Source organism: Solidesulfovibrio alcoholivorans DSM 5433, assembly GCF_000702665.1.
Classification (GTDB): domain Bacteria; phylum Desulfobacterota; class Desulfovibrionia; order Desulfovibrionales; family Desulfovibrionaceae; genus Solidesulfovibrio; species Solidesulfovibrio alcoholivorans.
In genome coordinates this window covers 177,112-199,926 of sequence record NZ_JNJA01000008.1, presented here as the reverse complement: position 1 = coordinate 199,926, position 22,815 = coordinate 177,112, and the positions used below count along the sequence as shown (strand labels likewise).

The window sequence follows — 22,815 nt, the reverse complement described above, 5'->3', positions numbered from 1 at the left end:
CGCGGGTCATTCCTGGGCCCGCATGGCTTCCACGGGCCGCATCCTGGCGGCCACCACGGCCGGATAGACCACGCCGAGCAGGCTCAGGCCCGCGCCGACGGCCATGGAAACGAGAAGCACCCGGCCCATGCCGGCGAAAGTCAGGCCGGCAACGGCCGCCCCGCCGTAACGCACAAGCCCAACGAGCACGGCCCCGGCCATGCCGCACAGCGCGCCGATGAACGCTCCGGCCAGCCCCTGCATGCCGGCTTCCAGCAGGAAAAGGCGCAACACGAAGCGGTCGAGGGCCCCCAGGCACTTCATGGTGCCGATTTCCCGGAACCGTTCGGTCACGGCCATGAGCTGGGCGTTGACGATGCCGACCGTGCATACGAGCAGCGAAAGCAGCACGATCCAGCGTTCCTTGGGGCTGGCGCCCAGGCGCGCCACCTCCGCGGCAGCCTGTTCGGGCGGCGGGGCCACGGTCGGCAGGTCGTAGCCGGCGCCCTGCAGCGCCAGGCGCAGATGCGCGTCGCCCGTGGCCAACACCCCGCCCGCGACTTCGGTGCCGGCGAGGATGAAGCTCAAAAACGCCACGGCGAGCACGAGGCTCGCCACCGTGACCAGGGAGCGCAGAAAGCGCACCCGGATGCTTTTGATGCTGATGGCAAGGGCAATGCGAAACGGCAGCACCACCTGGCGCGCGATCTTCCTGCGCCCGGTGGGCATCGAAGCCAAGCCGTTCCGTTCCTGCCGCATGCCTGTTCCATGTCTTCGCGCGCGGATTGCGCGCCTTCATGCACGTGTGCGGGTTGCCCCCGATTTCTGACAGAAAGGCCGCTTCCTGCCAAGGCCAAGGCCCTCCAGTGAAGATCCTGCTATTTTTTGGCGCGACGCTTGGGAAGCTCGATGCCGTACTTCTGGATCTTGTAGTTGAGCGCCCGCCGGCTGACACCAAGCAGCGGCGCGGCGGCCTTCTGCACCCAGTTCGACTGTTCCAGGGCGCGCACGATGGCGGCCTTTTCGCTGGCGTCCAGGGACAGGGAATCGTCCTCGCCCGTGGCCGAACGGTCCGGGCCCTTGCCGGCCAGGGGCAGTTGGAGATCCTCCTGGGCGAGCACGCCTTCCGCGCCCAGGACCACGCCGGCTTCCAGGGCGTTGCGCAACTGACGCACGTTGCCGGGCCAGGGGTAGGCCATGAGGTAGGCCATGGTCTCGGGCGGCACGACCACGGGGGGAATGCCCTGGCCGGCGCAGAACTGGCGGATGAAATGCTCGGCGAGCACGGGAATGTCCTCGCGACGCTCGCGCAGCGGCGGCACGTTGATGGTCACGACCTTGAGCCTGTAGAGCAGGTCCTCGCGAAAGACCCCTTCCGCGACCTGCTCGAAGATGTCGGCGTTGGTGGCGGCGAGGACCCGGCAGTCCACCTGGATCTCGCGCACGTCCCCGATGCGGCGGATCTTGTGGTTCTCGAGGAAACGCAGCAGCCGCACCTGCATTTCAATGGTGATGTTGCCTATTTCGTCGAGGAAAAGCGTCCCCTGGTTGGCTTGTTCGATGAGGCCTTTCTTATCTTTGACCGCGTGGGTGAACGCGCCCTTGACGTGGCCGAAGAGCTCGGATTCGAGCAGCCCCGCCGGGGTGGAGCCGCAGTCCACGGTGACGAGCGGACCGTTTTTGCGCGGGCTTCTGCGGTGGATGAGGTTGGCCACCAGCTCCTTGCCGGTGCCGGATTCGCCGAGGATGAGCACGTTGACGTCGCGGGCGGCCACGCGGTCGATCATGGCGGCGAGGTCGCGCATGGCCGGGCTTTTGCCGACCAGCCCCGATTCCGCGATGTCCGGGGCGGCGGGCGGCGGCGCGCCGGCGGCCTTGGCAAAGACCTCGGCCACGCGGGTCAGCAGTTCCTGGCCGTCGAAGGGCTTGGTCAGGTAGTCCACGGCCCCGTGCTTGATGGCCTCCACGGCACCGGAAATGCTGCCATGGGCGGTGAGGAAAATAATCGGCAGGCGCAGGCCCCGGCGCTCCATCTCCTCGAGCAGGCGCATGCCATCCATGCCGGGCATGCGGATGTCGGAAATGACCAGCCGCACGGGGCGGCTCGCGAGCACCTGCAGGGCTTCGGCCCCGTCGCCGGCCGTGACCACGTCGTAACCCGCGGAAACGAGGCGCACTTCCAGGACTTCCAGGATGTGCGGGTCGTCGTCCACGGCGAGGATGGTCTTTCGCGTCTGGTCGGCGCTTTTCATGGGCATCCGGTCGCGCGGCGCGCGACGAAGGTCAGTTGTTGATCAGGCCTTTCTTTTTTTCCTGAATCTGCTGGTGGATGGTTTCCAGGGCCCGGACCTGCTGCTGGAGGCTCTTGCGGATGTGTTCTTCGCGCTCGGCGAGCTTTTTGGCGCATTCGCGCTCGAGCGTCGCCTTCTGCTCCTTGAGCGTCGCGACAGGCTTCAGGTTCTTGAGGGCGGAAAGCAGGAAACGCGGGTCCTCGCCGCTGCCGCCCGGGGGCGAGGCCTTGGTCCAGGTGTCGAAAAGCTCCATGGCCACGGCCATCTCGCCCTCGGTGTTCGCCTGGGCGAGCCTGACCCCGGCCATGGCGAACAGGGCCTTCTGGCGCACGGCCGCGTCCGGGTCGGTGTTGCTGGCGATGCGCCACAGGCCCATGGCCCGTTTGACCTCGCCGCCGTCGTAGGCGCACACGCCCTGGTCGTAGAGGCTGTTGCGCGTGGGTTCGCAAGCCGGCGAGGCGACCGCGGTCGTGGCGACCTGGGGCGGGGGCGGGGGAACGGGCGGTGCGGGCGGCTTTTTCGCGACACAGCCGCAGGCCAGGAGCACAAGCGCGAAGCACAGGCCGCGAGCCGCATTTCCGACAATCGTGTTCTTCATGTTTTGCGCCATATCAGGCTGTTGCCCCATCCACGGGGATTGTAAAGTAAAACGTGCAGCCCTTTCCGGGCAGACTCGACAGCCAGATGTTGCCGCCATGGGCTTCGATAATGGTCTTGGCGATGGACAGCCCAAGGCCGATGCCGTCGGTGGTCCGCTTGGTGCGCACCCCGCGGTAGTATTTATTGAAAACGTGGGGCTGTTCTTCCTCGGCGATGCCCGGGCCCTCGTCGGTGGTGCTGACGAGCAGCTTGCGTCCGCCGTCGGCCATTTCCAGGCCCACGAGCACCGTACGCCCGGGCGGGGAGAATTTCACGGCGTTGCCGACGAGGTTGTAAAGCGCCTGGCCGAGCAGTTCACGGTCCCCGACCACGGAGACGATGTCGCGCCCCACGCGCGGCGTCAAGGCGATGCCCTTGGCTTCGGCGGCCGGCGCGGCCTTTTCCAGGGTCTCGAGAACCAGCTTCTCGGGATCGAAGGGTGTGGGTGCCAGGTCCACGATCTGGGAGGCCATGCTCGAGACCTTGAGCAGGCTCGTGAGCATGGCGGAGATGCGCTGGAGTTCGTCGCTGGCGATGTCGAGGAAGCGCTTCTGGCGCTCGTTGACCTCGCCGAGCACGCGTTCGCGCATGAGGTTGACGGATTCGCGGATGGAGGTCAGCGGCGTGCGGATCTCGTGGCTGACCATGTCGATGAAGTCCGCGCGCATGCGCTCCTCTTCCTTGAGGCGCACGGTCATGTCGTTGAACGCCTGGGCGAGCTCGCCAAGTTCATCGTTGGAAAGGACGCGGATGGGTTCCAACCGGCCGTCGCGGGTGTAGGCGCGGATGCCTCGTCGCAGCTCGCGCAGCGGCCGGCGCAGGGAATAGGTCAGGTAGAGGATGCCAAGGAGCCCGAGGCCTATGGAGACGACGAGGCCCGTGACGCCGCGGCTCACCGCCACTTCGCTGATGCGGTAGAGCTCCCGCATGCCCGATTCGAGCACCCGTTCGTTGTCCTGGCGGGCGCTTATCACGATGCGCATCCATTTGTTGAGCGTTTCCTGGTCGATCCAGGGTTCGCCGGCAAGGGCCTTGCCTTGCGCCAGTTCCGGAAATGCGGCGCGGAACTCGGCGTGCAGCTCCTCCCAGACGGAAAAGCTCTCGTAGCGGAACCAGAGGATGCTCCAGATGGCGTTTTTGTATTCGTTGAGCGCGGTGAGGAAGTTCTTCTTGTATTCCTCGGAGTGCATGATCTCGTACTTCTTCTGGTTCTCCTCCATGGAAAGCAGGCTGTCCACGAGCCGCTGCGAAATGGAGAGGACCTCGAAGCGGACCTTGACGATGTCGCGCGAGATGTTGACCGATTCCTTGATGTAGATCAGAAGCGTGGACGTGGTGAAATACGCCACGACCAGGATGCCGATGTAGACAGCCAGCATCTTGAACAGCAGGCCGTACTGCTTGATGGGTTTGCGATAGAGATACATGGTGGTCGGCGGTCCGGGAAAGGACGCTTACGACGGGGCCGGCCGCAACGGCGGCCGCCGCGACGCCGCCGGTCCTACTTGGCGGCGAAGAGTTCCTGCTCCAGGGCGTGGGGGCGCCGGATGTTGGTCAGCACCAGCCGCTGGCTACTCGAGGCGGTCAGAATGACCTTGCCGTAGCCGAGCAGGCCGCCGAAGAGACCGGGCTCGCACTTGACGGACTCGATCTTGCCGACGTCCAGGGAAAAGGTGCCGAACAGCGCATCGTCGCACAGCAGGCGTTTTCCCGTCACGCCCACCCGCAGGGTGAAGAAGGAGAACAGGCGGGTCAGGGCCAGCAGGGTCAGGATGATGAAAAAGATGTAGCGAAAGAGCCAGATCGCGGCGGTAATGATCTTGGGCAGAAACTTTTCCAACTCCTCCGGCACCTTGAACTGCGCCAGAGAGGACAACGCCGGCCCGCTCGACCACACGGCCAGGGCCAGGGCGAACAGGATCGCGGCCTTGGCCAGCACCACCCAGTGCTTCCCGGTCCTGTAGAGAATATCCTCACCCTCGAAAACGAGGCCGTTTAAGCTCATGGCTTCCCACTCCCACAGCAGACGTATCGTCCCGCCGCCCCGCCGCTTGGCGCAAGGCAGCGACAATCGACGGCTTTAACCGAAAACGGCGCGTTAGGCAAAGCCTTCCTCAGCCACGGGGCCACCACCAGCTGACGCCGAGCGCCCAGGCGGCGAGGCACGTGCCGCCGGCCAGCACGGCAAGCGCCACCTGGGCCGCGCGGCCCGGCTTGCCGGCGCGGCACAGCCGCCAGCCGGCGGCCAGCCCCAGGGCCGTGCCGCACAAGAAGCCGAAAAAGTGCCCGGCCAGATCCACCTGTCCCGTGGTCTCCTCGGACCCGGCCCCGAGCATGGCCAGCAGCATGAGCACCGCGCCCGCGGCCAGGAAGCGCCTGGCGGAAAGCCCGGCCTGGAACCCCGACAGCCGCACCCCGCCGAGCGCGCCAAGCGCCCCGAACACGGCGGTGGACGCGCCCAGAAAGTGCATGCCCGGCCCCTGGACGAGAGCCTTGCACACGTTGCCGCCGATGCCGGCTGCGACCGTGAGGGCAAACCCGAACCCGAGCCCGGTTTCCCGGCACAGCAGGCTCAGAAAGAGCGCCGCGCAGGCGGCGTTGCCGAAAAGATGGGCAGGATCGGCATGAAGCCACAGCGCGGTCGCGGCGCGCCACCACTGCCCGGCGAGCATGGCCGCGCTGTCCCCGGCCCCGATCTCGCGCCAGGGGATGCGCCGGCCCTGCCACACGGTTTCGCCGAGCAGAAAGCCCCAGATGCCGGCGACGACGCCCATGACGGCGAGGACCGGCAGCGTGGCCGAAGGCCGGCGCGGCGTGGCCTCGGGATCGGGCAGCACGCGGTTTTCGCGTTCGGCCGTGTAGGCGGCGATCTCCTCCAGGGCTTCGGCCACGCGCCGTCCGGGCACGAACAGCCGCCAGCCGGAGCCGGCGCGGCGCAGCACGTGGGGCACGCCCCGGGCCGTCAGGACGTAGGCCCAGTCGCGCACACGGATTTCCGTGGCCGTGGCGTCCGGGTCGCCGAGCAGTTCGGGCGTCAGATCGCAGAGCGCCGGACGCGGCCAGAAACGCGTCCTGCGCCCGGCGTCGCCGCCTGCGCCATTCGGGGGCGACGGCTCAACGGGCATGGGGCGCGACCTGGGTACGGGAAGGCGTCAAAAAAGGCGTCGTCATGGAAGGCATGTTACGTTGTTCCGCCAGGACAACGCAACGCCGCGTCGCGGGCGATCCGCCCTTGCCGCCGCGCCCGCGATTTTGCTACAGGATGCGGCATGAACAGAGAACGCCGCCAATTCTATTCGACCTTCCTACTCCTCATCCTCGCCGCCTCGCTCACCCTGGCCTACATCGTGCTGCGGCCCTTCGTGGACATCCTCATCATCGGCGTGGTGCTGGCGACGCTCTTCCAGCCTGTGCACCGCAAAATCGCCGGCCTGTGCGGCGGGCGGGCCACCCCGGCGGCGCTTCTGACCACCGTGCTCATCTTCTCCTGCCTCATCATCCCGGTCTTCGTCTTCCTCGGCGCGCTGCTCGCCCAGGGCGTCCAGTCCGTCAACGCGCTGCAAGCCAAGCTCGCCACCCTCGACTTCAACGCGCTTTTCAGCCACGAAGCCGTCGCCCCCTACCTGGGCTGGATACAGGACCACCTGCCCTTCCTGAACATCAAAAAGCTCGCCCTCCAGGCCGACCTGCTGTCGCTTTCCAAAAACGCCGGGCAAATCCTGCTCAACAGCGGTACCACCATCATCGGCAACGTGTTCGTGCTGACGATGAATTTCGTCATCCTCATCTTCGTGCTCTTTTTCCTCATCCGCGACGGCGAAGCCATGCTCGGCTACGCCCGCTACCTGCTGCCGCTGTCCACGAACCAGGAAAACCGCATCTTCCGCCAGCTCGACGACGTGGCCAAATCCGTGATCCTCGGGGCCTTCGTCATCGCCCTGGCCCAGGGCGCGGCCGGCGGCCTCGGGCTCTTCATCGTGGGCATACCGCCCTTTTTCTGGGGCTGCATGATGGGTTTCGCCTCGCTCATTCCGGTGGTCGGCACGGCCATCATCTGGCTGCCCGTCTCGATCTACCTGATCCTCACCGGCCAGTGGCAATGGGGCGTTTTCCTCATCGGCTGGGGCGCGGTCGTGGTTTCGAGCATCGACTCCATCATCCGGCCGATCCTCATGCAAAACCGCTCCAAGATGTCCACGTTCTGGGTGTTCCTCTCCATCATCGGCGGCATCAAGTTCTTCGGGGCCCTCGGCATCCTCTACGGCCCGCTGGTGCTCGGGTTCGCCATGGTCATGCTCTCGCTCTACGGCGAGGACTACCGGCACGTGCTCGAGGAGCGCAACGTCATCAGCGCGCCCACATCCGACGCAGCGCCTCCGAAGGCATAGCCGCGGAGTTTCGACGTTCCGCATACGAACGAAAAAGGCCCCGCTCACGCGGGGCCTTTGCGCTTCCGATCCGGGGGGCCCGCAGGGGCCCCCCGGTCGTCAGACGGGACACTGCACGTCCTTGGTCGACCCCGGTCCGGCCAGCGGCTTGAAGCACTTCCTGCCGGCGCCGCACACCGGGCACTTCCAGTCGTCGGGCAGGTCGGCGAAGGCCGTCCCCGCAGGAATCCTGCCTTTGCGATCGCCCTTGTCCGGATTGTAGATGTAGCCGCAATTGGTGGTCTGGCACTGCCACATCTCTTCAGGCGCTGCCATGCTCGCTCCTTTTCCGTGTCGCCGGACGACGCCGCGCGCGATTAATCGACCTTGAAAAACGCCTTGGCCAGGGCCTGGCAGACCGGGCACTTGTCCGGGGCCGCGCCGGCGACGGTGTAGCCGCACACCGAGCAGACGTACCAGTCCTTCTCGGGATAGGCGGCGACGTCCTTGGCGGCTTCGGCGTACAGGCTGGCATGGAGCTCCTCGACGGCGTTGGCGAAGGTGAAGCCGCGCTCGGCAGCCTTTTCGCCCTCGGCCTTGGCGTCCTCGATCATGCCCGGATACATGCTCTTGAACTCGTGGGTTTCACCCGCGATGGCGTCCTGCAGGTTGGCGGCCGTGTCCTTGATGCCGCCCATGTTGCGCAGGTGGGTGTGGGCATGGACGGTCTCGGCGGCGGCGGCGGCCTTGAAGAGCTTGGCCACGCCGAGGTGGCCTTCCTTCTCGGCCTGGGCGGCGTAGGCGAGGTACTTGCGGTTGGCCTGGGATTCGCCGGCAAACGCGGCCTTGAGGTCTTCCATGGTCTTGCTCATTTCGATCGACTCCTTTGGTTTTCTTGCGGGTTGATGTTCTGCATGCGGGAAAGGCAGGTGCGGCACACGCCGCGTACCAGAATCTGCGCGTCGCGGGGAACGCCCCACGCGGCGACCGCCGGTGGCAGATCGTCAAGGCCCGCCCCCGGCATGGTGAAATCCTCGATGCGGCCGCACGAAAGACATACGAGATGATGGTGCGGCGTCACATCTCCGTCGAAGCGCCCCTCGTCGCCGCCGCCCGGCACCCGGCTCACCAGCCCCCGCGCCTCCAGGGCGGACAGGGTGCGATAGACCGTGTCCAGCGAAATGGCCGGCGCGGCCTCGCGCACCCGCCGCCAGACCATCTCCGCCGAAGGGTGGTCCCGGGTCGTGGTCATGGCCTTGTACACCAGATAGCGCTGGGTGGTAAACTTCAGGCCGCTTTTGGCGAACAATTCCTTGAGGGCTTCCATCGACATAGTTTTTATTCCTAGTTGCTGTTAATTCCTATTTAGAGAACAGCCCACGGCCCGTCAACACTTTTTTTGTTTTCCCTCACCGCCACCAGGTCCGGCCGGCGCGCCAGAGCCCGTCCAGGGTCAACGGGCGGCCACGGCCGCATTTGCGGGCCAGGAACACGAACAGATAGGCCGCGGCCAGGGCGTCGGCGCGGGCGTCGTGGGCAGCAAATTCCGGCAGGCCGTAGCGGCGGCACAGGGCCGGCAGGGAATAGTCGAGGCTTTCCGCCTCCCCTGCCCTGCCCCCGGCGACGAGCCGCTTCTCCTCGAAGGCCATGGCCAGGCGCAGGGTGTCGATGCAGGGCGCAACCAGCGGTCCGCCCAGGCTGCGGCGGCTGGCGGCATTCAAAAAGCCCATGTCCAGATCGATATGGTGGCCGACGAGAATGGCGTCGCCGACGAAATCGAGGAAAGCGGCCAGGACAGCGGCTTCTTCGGGCGCGTCGCCAAGGCCCGAGGCCGTGAGGCCATGGACGAGGGAGGCGTCGCGCGGCACCGCGCCCGGGGGCCGCACCAGCGAGGAAAACGACGCGCCGGGCAGGATCGAAAGCCCGGAAAGCCGTACCGCGCCGATGGAGACCAAGGCATGGCGGCGCGGGTCGAAACCGGTCAGTTCGGTGTCCACGGCCACGAAGGCGCAGGCGTCGAGGAGCGCCCTGGCGTCGCGCCCGGCCTGCGCCGCCTGGTGCGCGAGAAGCGCGGGCGCAAGGGCCTCGGGCGTTTGCGCGGCCCCGGTGCGGCGCAGCAAGCGGTCAAACAAGCCCATGACAGTCCTCCCCTGCCGCCGTGTGCGCGGCAAGCGCCAGGCGCAACGCTTCCAGTGCGGCGAAAGCGGCGCGGAAACCATGGCGGCGGCGCGGCGAAACGCTCGCCAGGGGCACGGGCGCTTCGTCGCGACCCGAAACCTCGCGCCCGGTGAGCAGGGCACCCAGCCGCTCGGCCTCGAAAAACGCGAACGCCTCCGCGGCGCGGGCGGCCGTCCCTTCGTCAACGACGCCCAGGCGGCCCAGGGCGTCGAGACGCGCCGCAGTGCCGGTTTGCTCCACGCCGCAGCGCAGGGCGGCCAACCGGGCCAGGGCCGTGACCGGCCGCGAGCCCCTGGCGAGGACGTCGAGCACATCGCAGGCGCCGCCGTCGCGCTCCATGAGCCGCCCCTGGTACAGGCCAAGCGGCGCGGGCCGCGAAGCGGCGGCCGCAAGCCAGGCCGCGGCGAGGTCCGGGGGAAAGCCGTTCCCTTCCCCTGCGGCCATAGGTTCGCCGCCAAGGACGCGGGCGTCGAAGCCCTCCAAGGACGCCTCGTGGTCGAGCGGATCGCCGTCCAGAACAAACCCCTGCGGGGAAAGCGCCGTGCGCGGGTCGCCAAGGACCAGCCGCGTGGACGGGGCATGCAGGCCAAGGGCCGCGAGCGCGTCGCCGAGCAGGGGCAGGAAGGCCTGCATGTAGGTCCGCGCCGCCCGGCCCACGATGGGGTCGCCGCCATCGTCCGGCACGGCGGCCAGGGACAGGCCGGAGCCGGGCAGCATCTCGCGCCGGCCGGCCGCGCCCAGAAGCAGCCAGCGGCACGGCGCGGGCGACGGGCCGCAGCGTTTTTCCAGAAGTTGCAAGAGCCGCGCGAGCACCTGCTCGGCAAGCAGCGTCAGCACGCCCGAAACGACGGCCGCCGTCGCGCCCCGGGCCACGAGCGCCGCGGCAAGCGGCCGCATGCCCCGGCAGATTTCGCCAAGATCCGCCACGTCCGCCGCGCGCCGGGCCGCGCGCAACAAGGCCATGGGCGAACGGCCGTGGGACAGGAGCACATCGCTCGCCGTGACCATGCCCGCCGGCTCGCCGTCCCTTGTCACGAGCAGGTGGCGGACGCCGGAACCGGTCATCTGCAACAGGGCCTCGAAACAGGGCGTTGCGGCGTCGATGGTCGCGACCGGTGCTGACATGAGCGTTTCGACCGGGGCGGTGAGCGCCATGCCCGTGGCCACGGCGCGGCGCAGATCCCGGTCCGTGACGATGCCGATGACCGCGCCCGCTCCCTCGCGCACGAGCACGGAGCCCACCTGCCCGGCCTCCATGACCCGGGCCGCCCGGCGCAGGTCCGTGCCCCGGGGCACGGCCGCAAGCCCCCGCGAGGCCACGTCACCGGCCAGACGGGTGAAGAGGTAGTCGCCGTCGGCCGGGTCGGGACAGCCGGCCGGGCCGGGCATGCGGCCGTCCCTTGCGGCCGGGGACAGGGCGTCGGCGAAGTAGTCCGCAACGAAACCGTGACGGCGGCACACGGCGGCGAACGCCTGCCCGGGCAGGCGCACGAGGAAGGTGTCTTCCAGGGCGACGCCCTCGCCGCCCTCCCGGTCCCCGTCCGGCGCAAGGGCGCAGGCCGCGCCGAAACACTCGCCTTCGCCCCGCACGTCGTCACGCTCCGGGCCGTCCCCGGGCCGGCGCAGGCGCACCCCGCCGCGCTGGACGCAGCAGACGTCCCCGTCAGCGCGCACGGGTTCGTCCTCGAGGTACAGAGCGACGCGGGAGGCGGCGGCCAGGGCGGCGCGCTCGAACGACGGCAGCCGGTCGAAGGGCGGCACGCCGGCGAGAAAGGCCTGCACGGCGTCCGGTTGGCGGGATGGGTCGTTTGCCTGCATGGCTCCTCCTTCAGGTCAGGTAGGCCAGGCTGAAATGGTGTTCGAGCATGGCCGTGAAATCGGCCACGACGCGAAAGGCGCGGCGCAACTCCTCCCTGTCCGAGGGCGACAGGGACGCGGGGTCCAGGCGGTTGTCCGGCTGCCCGCCCGCCGCTGCGGCTTGGGCCTGACGACGCAGGCGCAGGGCCTGGACGCAAGAAAAAGCCCGCTCCAGGCGCGCGGCCGAGTCCTGGCCGATGCGCCCCAGGCGGGACAGCGCCCCGATGCGCGCCACGGTGCCGGTTTCCGGGACGCCGGCCTCCAGGGCCAGGGCCTTGACGCCAAGGACCAGGGGATAGACCGCCGCGCGTTTGAGATCGACCGGGGCATGGCGGCCCGACAGGGACAGCGGCCCGGGCAGGTGGGCCTCGGGCGCAAAATGCAGGGCCTCGCGCGCCAGTCCCCGCACGAGCAGCGGCGCATCGGCCGCGCGGCGGCGGACATGGGCGGCCACGGCCACGGCCAGGGCGGCGTCGCCGTCCACGGGGCGCGCGTCGGCCAAAAGCGAAACGAGGAGCACGCCCGCGGCGTCCGGCCTGTCCGCTGCCGCGTCCAGGGCATCCCGCCATTCGCGCGATGTCCTTCGCCATTCCGGCGTGGCGGCCATGATGCCCCGGGGACAGGGCGGCATGCCGGCCGCCTCGAGGATGTCGCGCATGCGCCCGGCAAACGCGGCATATGCCTGCCGGCCGCCTGCGTCCGCCTTGCCTGGCAGGACGAGGGCGTTGTCCTGGTCCGTGGCCAGGAACTGTTCGCAGCGCCCCTGGCTGCCGAGCGCCAGCAGGCAGGCTCCCGGCGGCGGCGCGACCGGGCCGCTGCGGGCCAGGGCGGCGGCGCGCACGAGGAGCGCGTCATAGAGCGCGGCGGCGGCGCGCCCTGTTTCCAGAACGTCGCCGCCGCCGGCCCGGCCGGCCACGAAAGCCCGGATGTCGCGCAACAGCGCCGCCAATTCCCAGGGCTCCCGGACCCGCGCCAATCTCTCCGTCATTTCCCGCACATCCACATGCGCTACCAAGGAACTTTCTCGCATCCCCCCTCTCCTCCCCCCATCCGGGGGGCCGGGGGGGATGATCCCCCCCGGTGGGGTGGGTTCGGGAGGGGCAACGCCCCTCCTGACTCTTCGTCTTCCTTCTTAATACTTCCCCTTCTCCCCTACTCCCTTACTCCGCGCCCACGCCGAGGTAGTTGCGGATCTGCTGGGCCGCGTAGAGGGATTGGGCCTTGGCGTCGGGCACGAGCACCGAGCCGAGCCAGCCGGCGAAGAAGGCGGCGGGCATGGAGATGAGCGCCGGGTTTTTCCAGGGGAAAATCGGCGCGGGGTTGCCGAGCACGGCCACCCAGACCGTGGGCGAGAGCAGGATCAGGCCGGCGGCGGTCACGGTGCCGGTCACGATGCTGGCCGTCGCGCCGAAGGTGCTCGTGCCCTTCCAGAGGATGGAGAGGAGCAGCGCCGGGAAGTTGGCGCTGGCGGCGATGGCGAAGGCCAGGCCGACCATGAAGGCCACGTTCTGCCCCTTGAACGCCAGCCCGAGCAGGATGGCCGCCACGCCGAGGCCCACCGTGGCGCGCTTGGCCACCTTCATCTCGTCTTCCTCGGAGGATTTCCCGCCGCGCCAGACGTTCACGTAGAGGTCGTGGGAGAGCGTGGTCGCGCCGGCAAGCGTGAGCCCGGCCACCACGGCGAGGATGGTGGCGAAGGCCACGGCCGCGATAAAGCCCAGGAACACGGTGCCGCCCGTGACTTCGGCCAGAAGCAGGGCCGCCATGTTGCCGCCGGCGTCCACCCGGGCCACGATGTCGCGCCCGACGAGCACCATGGCGGCGAAGCCGATGATGAAGGTCAGCACGTAGAAATAGCCGATAAGTCCGGTGGCGTAGAACACGGATTTGCGGGCGGTCTTGGCGTCGGGCACGGTGTAGAAGCGCATGAGGATGTGCGGCAGCCCGGCCGTGCCGAACATGAGCGCGATACCGAGCGACAGGGCGTCCAGGGGATTGGCGACAAGGCCGCCGGGATTGAGCACCTTTTCGCCGTAGGTCGCGGCGGCGGCGTTGAAAAGCCCGATCACGTTGAAGTCGAACCGGGAAAGCGCCATGACCACCATGACCGTGGCGCCGGCCAGAAGCAGCACGGCCTTGATGATCTGCACCCAGGTGGTGGCCAGCATGCCGCCGAAGAGCACGTAGGCGATCATGACCGCGCCCACGGCGATGATGGCCGTTTCGTAGGGCAGGCCGAACATCATCTTGACCAGCGCCCCCGAGCCCACCATCTGGGCGATGAGGTAGAAGCAGACCGTGAGCAGCGACCCGATGGAGGCGGCGATGCGGATGGGTTTTTGCGAGAGGCGGTAGGCGACGACGTCGGCAAAGGTGTATTTGCCGAGGTTGCGCAGGGGCTCGGCGATGAGGAACATGATGATGGGCCAGCCGACGAGAAAGCCGATGGAGTAAATGAGCCCGTCGTAGCCCTTGAGCGACACGAGGCCGGCGATGCCCAGAAACGAGGCGGCGGACATGTAGTCCCCGGCCAGGGCCAAGCCATTTTGCCAACCCGTGACCGAACGGCCGGCGGCGTAGAACTGCGAGGCACCCCGGCTCTTTTTCGCGGCATAATAGGTGATGGCCAGGGTGCCGAGGATGAAGAAGATGAAAAAGATCACGGACGTGGCATTGGGTTGCCCGATGGTGGTGGTGAAGTCGTTCATCCCCGCTCCTCCCGCATGGCGTGTTTGAGATTATTGACGGCGGTGTCGTAGTCGTCGTTGGCCCAGCGCACGTAAACGCCCGTGGCCAGCCACGAGACAAAGATGACGCCAAGCCCCACGGGAATGCCGACGGTCAGGTGCTCGCCGATGCGCGTGGCGAAAAGGTCCGGCCGGAAGGCCAGGATGGCGATGAAGCCGTAGTAGACCGCGAGCATGAAGGCGGTCAGGGTCAGGGAGACGCCCCAGCGCTTGCGCACGAGTTGCGTGAACTCCCTTGAGCGTGTCGGGTCGGCCGTCGTCGTGGTCATGGGTCGCTCCTTGCTGCCGGCTTGCGGCCGGGCCGTGGTTGCCCGGCCGGTTGGGCGGCGGCGGCCGGGATGCGACCCGTATAGGGCGGCCCGCGGGGGAAACGCCCGCGATTTTCGGCAAACGGCGTGACCCTTCCCATGGATGGGGAACGGCGCGGACGGGGCGGCGCGACCGTTTACCGGACAAAAGACGCCGTCCGCCGCGACAGGCGGTCGATGCGGAAGAAAGGTGGGGCTAGAACGGCAGTTCGAGCTGGCGGGGGCGGCGTTTTTCGGCGATCAGGCGCTTGAGCTTCTTGGGCGAGACACCCACACGGTAGGGCCACACGGGGCAGACGTCGTGCTCGGTGCAGCGGCGCACGGCGTCGCGGTCGCCGACCGTGCAGCGCAGGCAGAACCGCCGCACCACCCGCACCACGCGCACGCCGAAGCCCTCGGGGATTTCCTTCATGCGCAGGGGGTGGAACGGGCAGCCCTTGTCGGCGCAGGCGGCCACGAGACTGCGCTGCCCGCCCATGCAGGCGATCAGGCAGTAGCGGCGCACGGCCTCCAGGGGCGAAAGGGATTTGCAGGCGTCGCCTTTCGGCATGGGTCCTCGCGGGGCTTCGCGGCGCAGGCCGCATCGGGTTGCCCCTTCCATAGACCGCCCTGTGGCCGCTGGCAACCGCCTGGGGGGGATTTCCCCGACCTGGCAAGCAGCCATGCCGTCCGCCCCGCCCGTCATGCAGTACCTCACTACTCTTCAATAATCGTGATCGCTATTGCGAAACCACATCTCCAGCATCCTCGTTTTCCAGTTCCAAACAACTGCATACACGAATTCGACAAATCCAGTGTCAGTGATATCACGGCTTTACAGCGAAATCATTACGGCCTACAAAATCGCCAAGCAACGGACGCCGCAATCAACACGCCGCCGCGGCGCATTGCGCCGCGACAACGCAAGCCTGCCTCCCTTGTCTCCGGTCGACGACGACAACGCGATCAGCAAGGACGTGCGAGGCGCGGGAAACATGACGCACCCTCCTGCACCACCACGATGCCCGACGCCGCTTGGCCTTCGCGCGGCGCTCATGGGGCTTGTCCTTCTGGCCGTGCTGCCGGCCCTGGCCCTGGCGCTCTACCACGGCCTCGAACAGGGCGCGAAAGCGCGCGCCGAAGCCGGCATTGCCGTGAACAACCGGGCGCAGGCCCTGGCCGCCGGCGAGGAAGGACGCCTGGCCGCGGCCATGCGTCTGGTCGAGAGCCTGGCAGCCGCCACCGTGGTGCGCGTCGTCGATCCCCAGGGCTGCACCCTGCTTTTTTCCGAGCTCCTGCGCCAATCCGGTCCGGGCATCGCCAACATCCTGGCGGTCTCCGCCGGCGGCGAACGCATCGCCGAAGCCCGCGACGCGGCCGGCGACGGCTTTCCCCCCGGCCGCACGCCCATCCAGACCGTCTCCTTCGCCGACCGGGACTGGTTCAAGCAGGCCGTCGCCACAAAAACCTGCCATGCCGGCCCGTTCGTCATGAGCCAGGGCGGCCGTCCCCTGGCCGTGGCCGCCTGCCCGTCCCTGGGCTGGGACGGCGAGGTCAAGGCCGTGGTCGCGGCGGTCCTGACCCTGGACGCCCTGGCCGAGGCCGTGGCCGCCGCTCCGCCGCCCCCGGGCGGTGTCGTGGGCGTGCTCGCCCCGTCGGGGGTCCTTCTGGCGACGTTCCCGGAAAAACTCCCTGTCGTCGGCCGGCAGCTTGCCGGCTCGCCCCTGGTCCGGGCCGTGGCCGACCAGACTTCCGGGGGCATGGAGACCGCAGGCCTCGACGGCGAGGGCAAACTCGCCGGCTGGGCGCGCATCGCGCCCCAGCGCCCCGGCTCCCCCGCCATTTTCGTGGAGCGCCCCCTGGCCGAGGCCTACGCCGCCTCGCAAAGGCTTCTTTGGGTCCATCTCGCCTGGCTGGCCGTGGTCGGCGTCGTCGGCCTCGGCGCGGCCCGACTTTTCGGCGGGCGGCTCCTGGTGCGGCCCATCGTCGCCCTGGTCGAGGCCGCCGAAGCCATCGGCCGGGGGGAGTTCGCCACGCGCACGGCCGGCGCGCCCCGCATCCGCGAACTGCACCGCCTGGGCAGGGCGTTTGACGCCATGGCCGGGGAACTCGAGGAACGCGACCACGTGCTGGCCGAAAAGACCGCCGCCCTGGAAAATTCCAACAAGGACCTGGAGCAGTTCGCCTACGTCGCCTCCCACGACCTCCAGGAACCGCTGCGCAAGATCACGAGCTTCGCCGACCTGCTCGGCAAACGCTGCGCCGGCCAGCTCGACGAGACCGGCGAACGCTACATGGCCTACATGGTGGACGGAGCCCGGCGCATGAGCCAGCTCATCAACCACCTGCTCACCTACTCGCGCCTGGGCACGAGCCGCGCGGCCTTCACCGAAACGAACCTGGGGCAGGCCCTGGACGTGGCCCTGGACAACCTGGAACTGCCCCTGGCCGAGGCCGGGGCGCGCGTGACGCGCGACGCCCTGCCGGCCGTGGTCGCCGACGCCACGCAGCTCGCCCAGCTCTTCCAAAACCTCGTCGGCAACGCCGTCAAATACCGGGGCGACGCCCCGCCGGCCATCCACGTCGCGGCACGGCGCGAAGACGACGCCTGGGTCGTCTCCGTGGCCGACAACGGCATGGGCATCGCGCCCCGCCATTTCGACCGGGTCTTTCGCATGTTCCAGCGCCTGACCACGGCCAAGGAGCATGCCGGAGCCGGCATCGGCCTGGCCTTTTGCAAACGCATCGTCGAACGCCACGGCGGCCGCATCTGGGTGGAGTCCGTCGAAGGCGAAGGCTCCACGTTCTTCTTCACCCTGCCGGACCGGGAGGCCGGCGCGCCATGAACGCCATGCCCGTGCGCATCCTGCTCATGGAGGACGACCCCGGCGACGTGGAGCTGATCCTCGAAGCCCTGCGCGGCTCCCGCGTCGCCTTGTCCGTGGAACGCGTGGGCGACGGCGAGGAAGGCATGCGCTACCTGCGCCGCCAGGGGGAACACGCCGCCGCGACGCGGCCGGACCTCATCCTGCTCGACCTCAACATGCCGCGCATGGACGGCCGCGAAGTGCTCCTCGAAGTCAAACGCGACGCCGGGCTGCGCTCCATCCCGGTGCTCGTGCTGACCACCTCCGACGCCGAAACGGACATCGCGGCGAGCTACGGCCTCGGCGCCAACTGCTACCTGCAAAAGCCGCTCGGCATGGACGCCTTTTTCCGCGTCATCAAAGGCGTAGAGGACTTCTGGCTGTCCCTGGCCAAACTGCCGCCGCGCGGCGTCGTCCTGGAGAACCGGCCATGACGATGACGCTTCGCATCACGCTGATCGAAGACGACTACGGCGACGCGGAACTGGTGCGGGCCTACCTGGAGGACGGCGCGGACGCCGCCTTCGACCTGCGCCACGCGCCCCTGCTCGCCGACGGCGTCGAAGCCCTGGCCGCGGACGGCGCGGACGTGGTCCTGCTCGACCTCAACCTGCCGGACTCCACCGGTCTGACCACCTTCACCTCGGTGCGGGCCGGATTTCCGGACCTGCCCATCATCGTGCTCTCCGGCCTGGACGACCGGGAAATCTCCACCATGGCCGTGCGCGAAGGCGCGCAGGACTTCCTCGTCAAGGGCGGCTTCGACGGCCAGACCCTCTTTCGCGCCATCCTCCACGCCATCGAGCGCCACCAGCTCTACAAGCAGCTCATGGGCGCGGCCCTTTCCGACGAACTGACCGGGCTTTTCAACCGCCGGGGCTTTCTCACCCTGGCCGGGCAGATGTTCAAGTCCGCCCGGCGGCTGGCCCGGGGCGCGTTTCTGCTCTACGTGGACCTCGACGGCATGAAGACCGTCAACGACACCCTGGGCCACCGCGAGGGCGACCGGATGCTCGGGGACATGGCCGCGCTTTTGCGCGAGACCTTCCGGGAATCCGACGTGCTGGCGCGCCTGGGGGGCGACGAATTCGCCGTGTTCGGCATCGAGGAGACGCCCCGCGAGGCCGTGGAGCCCAAGGAGCGCCTGCTCGCCCGCATGACGGCGTTCAATGCCGCGGGCAAGCGGCCCTACGTGCTCAAAGCGAGCATCGGCCTGTCCTGCCTGGACATCGACTGCGCCGGAAGCCTCGCGGAACTGCTCAGCTGCGCCGATGCGCGCATGTACGAGGAAAAACGCACGCGCTCGCGCCGCGTGGAGCCGCGCCCGCCCGCACCGGCCGGCTGCCTGCCGCCCCGGCGGGAGGAGCGCGCGGCCACACAGCGCGACGCGCCGGCCGCCCCGGCGCAAAGAACACCCGGAACCCTGCGCATCGCCTGACAAAGGAGCGCCGCCATGCCGCGTCCCCGCCTCGCCTTTCTCCTTGCCGCAAGCCTGTTGCTGGCAGCGCTTTCCCCGCGCCAGGCCACGGCCGAGGAACTGGTCGTGTCCGCCGCGGCCAGCCTGACCAGCGCCCTGACGGACGTCAAGAATGCCTTCGAGGCCGAACACCCGGGGCTCACGGTCTTCGTCAATTTCGCCGCTTCGGGACCGCTGTTGCAGCAGATCGAGGCCGGCGCGCCCGTGGACGTCTTCGCCCCGGCCGACCAGGTTACCATGGACCGGGCGGCCAGGGACGGGCTCATCGACCCGGCCACGCGCGTGGACTTCACGGCCAACGACCTGATGCTCACCGTGCCCGCCGACGAAAACGCCGTGACCTGCGTCGCGGACCTCGGCTGCGACAAGGTGGGCAAGGTGGCGCTCGGCGAGCCCGACGCCGTGCCCGCCGGCAGCTACACCAAACAGGTCCTGGACGGACTCGGGCTCTGGGAAAAGCTCTCGCCCAAGATGGTCTACGGCCTGTCGGTCAAGCAGGCCCTCGATTACGTGGCGCTCGGCGAGGTGGACGCGGCCTTCGTCTACGCCACGGACGCGCGCATGGCGCAAAAACGCGTGCGCGTGGTCACGGCGCTTTCCGGCCACGCCCCCATCGTCTACCCGGCGGCCATGCTCGCCGCCTGCCCCCGCAAGGAAGCGGCCATGGCCTTCATCGCCTTCCTGCACGGCCCCAAAGGGCAGGCCATCCTGGCTTCCTACGGGTTCAAGGACCCGGCCGCCGCCAGGTGACCCCGGCCCGACCGCCCTGCTCCCAGGCCGCATCTTGGATTTGACCGGCCCTGCACCTTGGGTCATAAGCTTCCCCATGAACATCGTTTTCGGCACCAGGACGCCGCCGGCGCAGCCCGAGCGCCAAGCCGGCGACACCGCGGCCGGGGACGCAGCGCCGTTTCCCGCGGCGACCCCGGATTCTATTCACGGACACCCCAGCACACCCGGATTCTGGCAACAAAGCATCATGCGCCCCGCAACTCCTCTTCTCCTCGCGTTCCTGCTCGTCGCGGCCGCCTTCGTCCCGGCCTGCGTCAACACCTCCGGCAAAAACGAAAACAAGACCGCAAGCGAAAAAACCGCTACGACGCAACAAGGCGCTCCCGCACCGGAAGTAGCCCCGGCCGGCGCCGCCGAGGCCGAGGTCAAACCCGTTCCGGAAGCCGCGCCGCCCGCCGCCGCGCCGCCGGCCGACCTCGTGATCGAAACGCCGCCGCCGCCGCCGCCGGCCGACCGCCCGGCCTCGCCCGAGGAGCAGACCAAGAAGACCCTGGAGCCCAAGCCCGTCCAGGCCGCCGCCCTGCCCCAGCCCAAAAGCGAGCCGATCGAACCCGCGCCGGCCCCGGAAAACGTTTTTCCGGCCAAGGAACCGCCGGCCCCGGCCCGGCCCGCCACCGCGGAAAAAGCGCCCGAAGCCGCCCCGGCCGCCAAGGACAAATCCGTGGCCGTGGTCGGCGACTCCCTGGCCGTGGGCATCGGCATGACCATGTCCCACCGCCTGGACAAGGCCGGCGTCGGCTGCCATCCGCTGGGCAAGGTCTCCACCGGGCTCATCAACAAGCGGTTTTTCGACTGGGAAAAGCGGCTAAGCGAGCTTGTGGCCAAGGAAAAGCTTTCGGCCGTGGTGGTGATGATGGGCGGCAACGACGCCAACAACGCCATCGCCGGCAAACAGCCCGGCACTCCCGCCTGGAGCGACGCGTACCGCGAGAAAGCCGAGGGCTTCCTGCGCATCGCCTCCGGGGCCGGGGTCAAGGTCGTGTGGGTGGGCCTGCCCGCCATGCGCGACGCGGCCTACAACGCCCGTGTCGCGGCGGTCAACGCCGCGGCCAAGGACGCCTGCGCCAAGGTCGGCGGCTGCGCCTACATGGAGGCCTCGGACATCTTCACCGACGCTTCGGGCAAGTACGTGCAGGCCAAGGACATCGGCGGCAAGAAGGTGTCGCTTCGGGCCAAGGACGGCGTGCACATGACCATGACCGGCTACGACCTGCTGTGCGGGCAGGTGCTCGACAAGCTCTCCGCCACAGGCGCCCTGCCCGCCGGAAAATAAGCCATCCGCAAGGAGGTTTCCCATGGCGACGCGCATCGGATTCCTGGGCCTCGGCATCATGGGCACGGCCATGGCGCGCAACTGCCTGCGCGCGGGACACGACGTCACGGTCTGGAACCGCTCTGCGGGACCGGCGCAGGCCCTGGCCGAGGCCGGGGCCAGGGTCGCGGCCACGCCGGCCGCAGCCGCCGCTTCCGGCGAGGTCATAATTTGCATGCTGACCGGCCCCGATGCCTGCCGCGAAGTGCTTTTCGGCCCCGCAGGCGCGGCAAAAAGCCTGGGGCCGGGCAAGACCGTGGTCAACATGAGCACGGTTTCCCCGACGTTCGCCCGCGAGGCCGCGGCGGGCGTGCTGGCCACGGGTGCGCAGTACGTGGACGCGCCTGTCTCGGGCTCCAAGAAACCCGCCGAAGAGGGCACGCTCGTCATCCTGGCCGGCGGCGACGCGGCCGCCATCGACGCCGTGGAGCCGGTGCTGCTCTCCATGGGCAAGAAGGTCGCGCGCTGCGGCGCGGCCGGCATGGGCTCGACCATGAAGGTCACGGTCAACGTGCTGCTCGGGGCCATGGTCGCGAGCCTCGCCGAAACCGTGCGCCTGGGCGAGTCACTGGGGCTGTCGCGCGAAGCCCTGCTCGACGTGGTCATGGCCGGGCCCATGGCCAACGACCTGTTTCGCCTCAAGGACCCCATGCTGCGCGCGGGCGAATTTCCGCCGCAGTTTCCGGCCAAGCACATGGCCAAGGACCTGCGTTTCGCCGTGGGAGCTGCGGCCGAAGCCCACGCTCCTTCGCCGCTGCTTCCCGTGCTCGAGCCGCTCTACCGCAAACTCGTGGAAGAGGGCCTTGGCGAAGCGGATTTCGCGGCGGTCTTCAATGTCCTGGGCTGAGCGCCGCCGCCCCGCGCCAAGGCCCTTGACGGCCGGCCGGCCCGTGCGCTAGGATTTCTTCATGAACGCCCGCATGCCCGCTGCGCGCATCCTTCCGACCGGCTCGTATTATTATTACGGCCTTCGCGCTCGCGGCACGGCGGGTGGCGCGGCCGCGTAGGGGCCGCAACCACAACACCGCCGACAGGGGCCGCGGGCGAATCGCCCGGCGGCCCTTTTTCATGCAAAGCCGACCGGGGACCCGGGCTCCTTCGCGAAAACCGCAAGGAGAACGACCATGACCATCGGCAAATCCATCCGCCTCGAACGCATCGTCAACCGCGACACCGGCCGCACCATCATCGTGCCGCTTGACCACGGCGTCTCCGTCGGCCCCATCGCGGGCATCGAGAACATGCGCGAAACCGTCACGGGCATCGTGTCCGGCGGGGCCAACGCCGTGCTCATGCACAAGGGCGTGGTGCGCTGCGGCCACCGCGCCCGCGGCCGGGACGTGGGGCTTATCATCCACCTTTCCGCCAGCACCAGCCTCTCGCCCTTTCCCAACGCCAAGACCCTCGTCTGCACGGTGGAGGAGGCCGTCCGCCTGGGTGCCGACGCCGTGTCCGTGCACGTCAACCTCGGCGACGAGACCGAGGCCAAGATGCTCGACGACCTGGGGCTCGTGACCGAGGCCGCGGTTTCCTGGGGCATGCCGGTCCTGGCCATGATGTACGCGCGTGGTCCCAAGGTCAAAAACGAGTTCGACGCCGACGTCGTGGCCCACTGCGCGCGCGTGGGCAACGAACTCGGCGCGGACATCGTCAAGGTGCCCTACACCGGCGACCCGGACAGCTTCGCCAAGGTCGTGGCCGGCTGCTGCGTGCCGGTGGTCATCGCCGGCGGGCCGAAGATCGATTCCCGCCGCGGGCTGCTCGAAATGATCAGCAACAGCGTCCTGGCCGGCGGCGCGGGCCTGTCCGTGGGGCGTAACATCTTCCAGGACCCCGAGCCCGCGAAACTGTTGCGGGCGGTTACGGCCATCGTCCACGAAAACGCCGGCGTCGATGCGGCCATGGAACTGCTCTCGAGAAATTAGCAGGGGTCACTTGCTCCCAGACGCGCGGCAGGGTCGCATCCTGCCGCGCGCCCGCCCCGAAGGCAGCGCAGTCCCCGGTTTTCCTGGCGCAGATACT

General features: G+C 68.7%; 23 protein-coding genes. 8 read left to right on the top strand and 15 right to left on the bottom strand.

Features of this window, described 5'->3' with window-relative positions:
• Positions 1-6: 6 nt before the first annotated feature.
• The 6 genes from Q368_RS0115175 to Q368_RS0115150 form a co-directional block, all read right to left on the bottom strand.
• The gene (locus Q368_RS0115175) at positions 7-738 is read right to left on the bottom strand and encodes an ABC transporter permease (protein ID WP_029459907.1); all 732 of its coding nucleotides are present in this window, start codon (positions 736-738) and stop codon (positions 7-9) included.
• Between the two features lie 119 nt (positions 739-857).
• Positions 858-2,231 (bottom strand): sigma-54-dependent transcriptional regulator, encoded by a 1,374-nt coding sequence (locus Q368_RS0115170; RefSeq protein ID WP_029459906.1) that lies wholly within the window; start codon positions 2,229-2,231, stop codon positions 858-860.
• Between the two features lie 31 nt (positions 2,232-2,262).
• Positions 2,263-2,868, bottom strand: a complete 606-nt coding sequence (locus Q368_RS0115165; protein ID WP_245611366.1) for a hypothetical protein — start codon at positions 2,866-2,868, stop codon at positions 2,263-2,265.
• 13 nt (positions 2,869-2,881) lie between these two features.
• The gene (locus Q368_RS0115160; protein WP_029459904.1) at positions 2,882-4,336 is read right to left on the bottom strand and encodes a HAMP domain-containing sensor histidine kinase; all 1,455 of its coding nucleotides are present in this window, start codon (positions 4,334-4,336) and stop codon (positions 2,882-2,884) included.
• A gap of 74 nt (positions 4,337-4,410) precedes the next feature.
• Positions 4,411-4,914: a PH domain-containing protein gene (locus Q368_RS0115155; protein ID WP_029459903.1), complete on the bottom strand. Its 504-nt coding sequence runs from the start codon at positions 4,912-4,914 to the stop codon at positions 4,411-4,413.
• 109 nt (positions 4,915-5,023) lie between these two features.
• The gene (locus tag Q368_RS0115150; RefSeq protein WP_029459902.1) at positions 5,024-6,034 is read right to left on the bottom strand and encodes a rhomboid family intramembrane serine protease; all 1,011 of its coding nucleotides are present in this window, start codon (positions 6,032-6,034) and stop codon (positions 5,024-5,026) included.
• Positions 6,035-6,178: 144 nt separating this feature from the next.
• On the opposite strand from Q368_RS0115150, the gene Q368_RS0115145 reads away from it, so the two are divergent.
• A complete protein-coding gene (locus Q368_RS0115145; protein ID WP_029459901.1) occupies positions 6,179-7,297 on the top strand; it encodes an AI-2E family transporter in 1,119 nt (372 codons plus the stop codon).
• Between the two features lie 99 nt (positions 7,298-7,396).
• Here Q368_RS0115145 and Q368_RS0115140 read toward each other — a convergent pair whose 3' ends face one another.
• The 9 genes from Q368_RS0115140 to Q368_RS0115100 all read right to left on the bottom strand — a co-directional run bounded on the left by Q368_RS0115140 (position 7,397) and on the right by Q368_RS0115100 (position 14,916).
• The gene (locus Q368_RS0115140) at positions 7,397-7,612 is read right to left on the bottom strand and encodes a rubredoxin (RefSeq protein ID WP_029459900.1); all 216 of its coding nucleotides are present in this window, start codon (positions 7,610-7,612) and stop codon (positions 7,397-7,399) included.
• Positions 7,613-7,653: 41 nt separating this feature from the next.
• On the bottom strand, positions 7,654-8,148 hold the full coding sequence (locus Q368_RS0115135; protein WP_029459899.1) for a rubrerythrin family protein: 495 nt from the start codon (positions 8,146-8,148) through the stop codon (positions 7,654-7,656).
• A complete protein-coding gene (locus tag Q368_RS0115130; RefSeq protein WP_029459898.1) occupies positions 8,145-8,609 on the bottom strand; it encodes a Fur family transcriptional regulator in 465 nt (154 codons plus the stop codon). The genes Q368_RS0115135 and Q368_RS0115130 overlap by 4 nt, the downstream gene beginning before the upstream one ends.
• Positions 8,610-8,685: 76 nt before the next feature.
• Positions 8,686-9,414: a 3'-5' exonuclease gene (locus tag Q368_RS0115125; RefSeq protein WP_029459897.1), complete on the bottom strand. Its 729-nt coding sequence runs from the start codon at positions 9,412-9,414 to the stop codon at positions 8,686-8,688.
• Positions 9,401-11,272: a CBS domain-containing protein gene (locus Q368_RS0115120; RefSeq protein WP_029459896.1), complete on the bottom strand. Its 1,872-nt coding sequence runs from the start codon at positions 11,270-11,272 to the stop codon at positions 9,401-9,403. The genes Q368_RS0115125 and Q368_RS0115120 overlap by 14 nt, the downstream gene beginning before the upstream one ends.
• A 10-nt stretch (positions 11,273-11,282) precedes the next feature.
• Positions 11,283-12,299: a putative nucleotidyltransferase substrate binding domain-containing protein gene (locus Q368_RS0115115; protein ID WP_084158828.1), complete on the bottom strand. Its 1,017-nt coding sequence runs from the start codon at positions 12,297-12,299 to the stop codon at positions 11,283-11,285.
• A 172-nt stretch (positions 12,300-12,471) separates the two neighbouring features.
• On the bottom strand, positions 12,472-14,019 hold the full coding sequence (locus Q368_RS0115110; protein ID WP_029459894.1) for a sodium:solute symporter family transporter: 1,548 nt from the start codon (positions 14,017-14,019) through the stop codon (positions 12,472-12,474).
• Complete coding sequence (locus Q368_RS0115105) at positions 14,016-14,327, bottom strand: DUF485 domain-containing protein (protein ID WP_029459893.1); 312 nt, start codon at positions 14,325-14,327, stop codon at positions 14,016-14,018. The genes Q368_RS0115110 and Q368_RS0115105 overlap by 4 nt, the downstream gene beginning before the upstream one ends.
• 235 nt (positions 14,328-14,562) lie before the next feature.
• Positions 14,563-14,916 (bottom strand): hypothetical protein, encoded by a 354-nt coding sequence (locus Q368_RS0115100; protein ID WP_029459892.1) that lies wholly within the window; start codon positions 14,914-14,916, stop codon positions 14,563-14,565.
• Between the two features lie 424 nt (positions 14,917-15,340).
• Between Q368_RS0115100 and Q368_RS23260 the strand changes: the two genes are divergently transcribed.
• The 7 genes from Q368_RS23260 to Q368_RS0115065 all read left to right on the top strand — a co-directional run bounded on the left by Q368_RS23260 (position 15,341) and on the right by Q368_RS0115065 (position 22,718).
• Entirely contained in the window at positions 15,341-17,191 is a 1,851-nt protein-coding gene (locus tag Q368_RS23260) for a sensor histidine kinase (protein WP_043786131.1), read from the top strand.
• Entirely contained in the window at positions 17,188-17,646 is a 459-nt protein-coding gene (locus Q368_RS0115090) for a response regulator (protein WP_029459890.1), read from the top strand. The genes Q368_RS23260 and Q368_RS0115090 overlap by 4 nt, the downstream gene beginning before the upstream one ends.
• Positions 17,643-18,650: a GGDEF domain-containing protein gene (locus Q368_RS0115085; RefSeq protein WP_245611365.1), complete on the top strand. Its 1,008-nt coding sequence runs from the start codon at positions 17,643-17,645 to the stop codon at positions 18,648-18,650. Before Q368_RS0115090 ends, Q368_RS0115085 begins: the two co-directional genes overlap by 4 nt.
• A 15-nt stretch (positions 18,651-18,665) precedes the next feature.
• A complete protein-coding gene (gene modA, locus Q368_RS0115080; RefSeq protein ID WP_029459888.1) occupies positions 18,666-19,439 on the top strand; it encodes a molybdate ABC transporter substrate-binding protein in 774 nt (257 codons plus the stop codon).
• 76 nt (positions 19,440-19,515) lie between these two features.
• Positions 19,516-20,754: an SGNH/GDSL hydrolase family protein gene (locus Q368_RS0115075; protein WP_245611364.1), complete on the top strand. Its 1,239-nt coding sequence runs from the start codon at positions 19,516-19,518 to the stop codon at positions 20,752-20,754.
• A 22-nt stretch (positions 20,755-20,776) separates the two neighbouring features.
• On the top strand, positions 20,777-21,640 hold the full coding sequence (locus Q368_RS0115070) for an NAD(P)-dependent oxidoreductase (protein WP_029459886.1): 864 nt from the start codon (positions 20,777-20,779) through the stop codon (positions 21,638-21,640).
• Positions 21,641-21,917: 277 nt separating this feature from the next.
• A complete protein-coding gene (locus tag Q368_RS0115065; protein ID WP_029459885.1) occupies positions 21,918-22,718 on the top strand; it encodes a 2-amino-3,7-dideoxy-D-threo-hept-6-ulosonate synthase in 801 nt (266 codons plus the stop codon).
• The last annotated feature ends 97 nt before the right edge of the window (positions 22,719-22,815 follow it).

Excerpts from the sequence above, each read along its gene's own strand:
- Q368_RS0115090 (WP_029459890.1), top strand. The coding sequence starts at position 17,188 with ATGAACGCCATGCCCGTGCGCATCCTGCTCATGGAGGACGACCCCGGC.
- Q368_RS0115155 (WP_029459903.1), bottom strand. The coding sequence starts at position 4,914 with ATGAGCTTAAACGGCCTCGTTTTCGAGGGTGAGGATATTCTCTACAGG.
- Q368_RS0115105 (WP_029459893.1), bottom strand. The coding sequence starts at position 14,327 with ATGACCACGACGACGGCCGACCCGACACGCTCAAGGGAGTTCACGCAA.
- Q368_RS0115070 (WP_029459886.1), top strand. The coding sequence starts at position 20,777 with ATGGCGACGCGCATCGGATTCCTGGGCCTCGGCATCATGGGCACGGCC.
- Q368_RS0115100 (WP_029459892.1), bottom strand. The coding sequence starts at position 14,916 with ATGCCGAAAGGCGACGCCTGCAAATCCCTTTCGCCCCTGGAGGCCGTG.
- Q368_RS0115170 (WP_029459906.1), bottom strand. The coding sequence starts at position 2,231 with ATGAAAAGCGCCGACCAGACGCGAAAGACCATCCTCGCCGTGGACGAC.
- Q368_RS0115150 (WP_029459902.1), bottom strand. The coding sequence starts at position 6,034 with ATGCCCGTTGAGCCGTCGCCCCCGAATGGCGCAGGCGGCGACGCCGGG.
- Q368_RS0115165 (WP_245611366.1), bottom strand. The coding sequence starts at position 2,868 with ATGAAGAACACGATTGTCGGAAATGCGGCTCGCGGCCTGTGCTTCGCG.
- Q368_RS0115125 (WP_029459897.1), bottom strand. The coding sequence starts at position 9,414 with ATGGGCTTGTTTGACCGCTTGCTGCGCCGCACCGGGGCCGCGCAAACG.
- Q368_RS0115145 (WP_029459901.1), top strand. The coding sequence starts at position 6,179 with ATGAACAGAGAACGCCGCCAATTCTATTCGACCTTCCTACTCCTCATC.
- modA (WP_029459888.1), top strand. The coding sequence starts at position 18,666 with ATGCCGCGTCCCCGCCTCGCCTTTCTCCTTGCCGCAAGCCTGTTGCTG.
- Q368_RS0115135 (WP_029459899.1), bottom strand. The coding sequence starts at position 8,148 with ATGAGCAAGACCATGGAAGACCTCAAGGCCGCGTTTGCCGGCGAATCC.
- Q368_RS0115120 (WP_029459896.1), bottom strand. The coding sequence starts at position 11,272 with ATGCAGGCAAACGACCCATCCCGCCAACCGGACGCCGTGCAGGCCTTT.
- Q368_RS0115065 (WP_029459885.1), top strand. The coding sequence starts at position 21,918 with ATGACCATCGGCAAATCCATCCGCCTCGAACGCATCGTCAACCGCGAC.
- Q368_RS23260 (WP_043786131.1), top strand. The coding sequence starts at position 15,341 with ATGACGCACCCTCCTGCACCACCACGATGCCCGACGCCGCTTGGCCTT.
- Q368_RS0115115 (WP_084158828.1), bottom strand. The coding sequence starts at position 12,299 with ATGACGGAGAGATTGGCGCGGGTCCGGGAGCCCTGGGAATTGGCGGCG.
- Q368_RS0115175 (WP_029459907.1), bottom strand. The coding sequence starts at position 738 with ATGCGGCAGGAACGGAACGGCTTGGCTTCGATGCCCACCGGGCGCAGG.
- Q368_RS0115085 (WP_245611365.1), top strand. The coding sequence starts at position 17,643 with ATGACGATGACGCTTCGCATCACGCTGATCGAAGACGACTACGGCGAC.
- Q368_RS0115130 (WP_029459898.1), bottom strand. The coding sequence starts at position 8,609 with ATGTCGATGGAAGCCCTCAAGGAATTGTTCGCCAAAAGCGGCCTGAAG.
- Q368_RS0115110 (WP_029459894.1), bottom strand. The coding sequence starts at position 14,019 with ATGAACGACTTCACCACCACCATCGGGCAACCCAATGCCACGTCCGTG.
- Q368_RS0115075 (WP_245611364.1), top strand. The coding sequence starts at position 19,516 with ATGAACATCGTTTTCGGCACCAGGACGCCGCCGGCGCAGCCCGAGCGC.
- Q368_RS0115160 (WP_029459904.1), bottom strand. The coding sequence starts at position 4,336 with ATGTATCTCTATCGCAAACCCATCAAGCAGTACGGCCTGCTGTTCAAG.
- Q368_RS0115140 (WP_029459900.1), bottom strand. The coding sequence starts at position 7,612 with ATGGCAGCGCCTGAAGAGATGTGGCAGTGCCAGACCACCAATTGCGGC.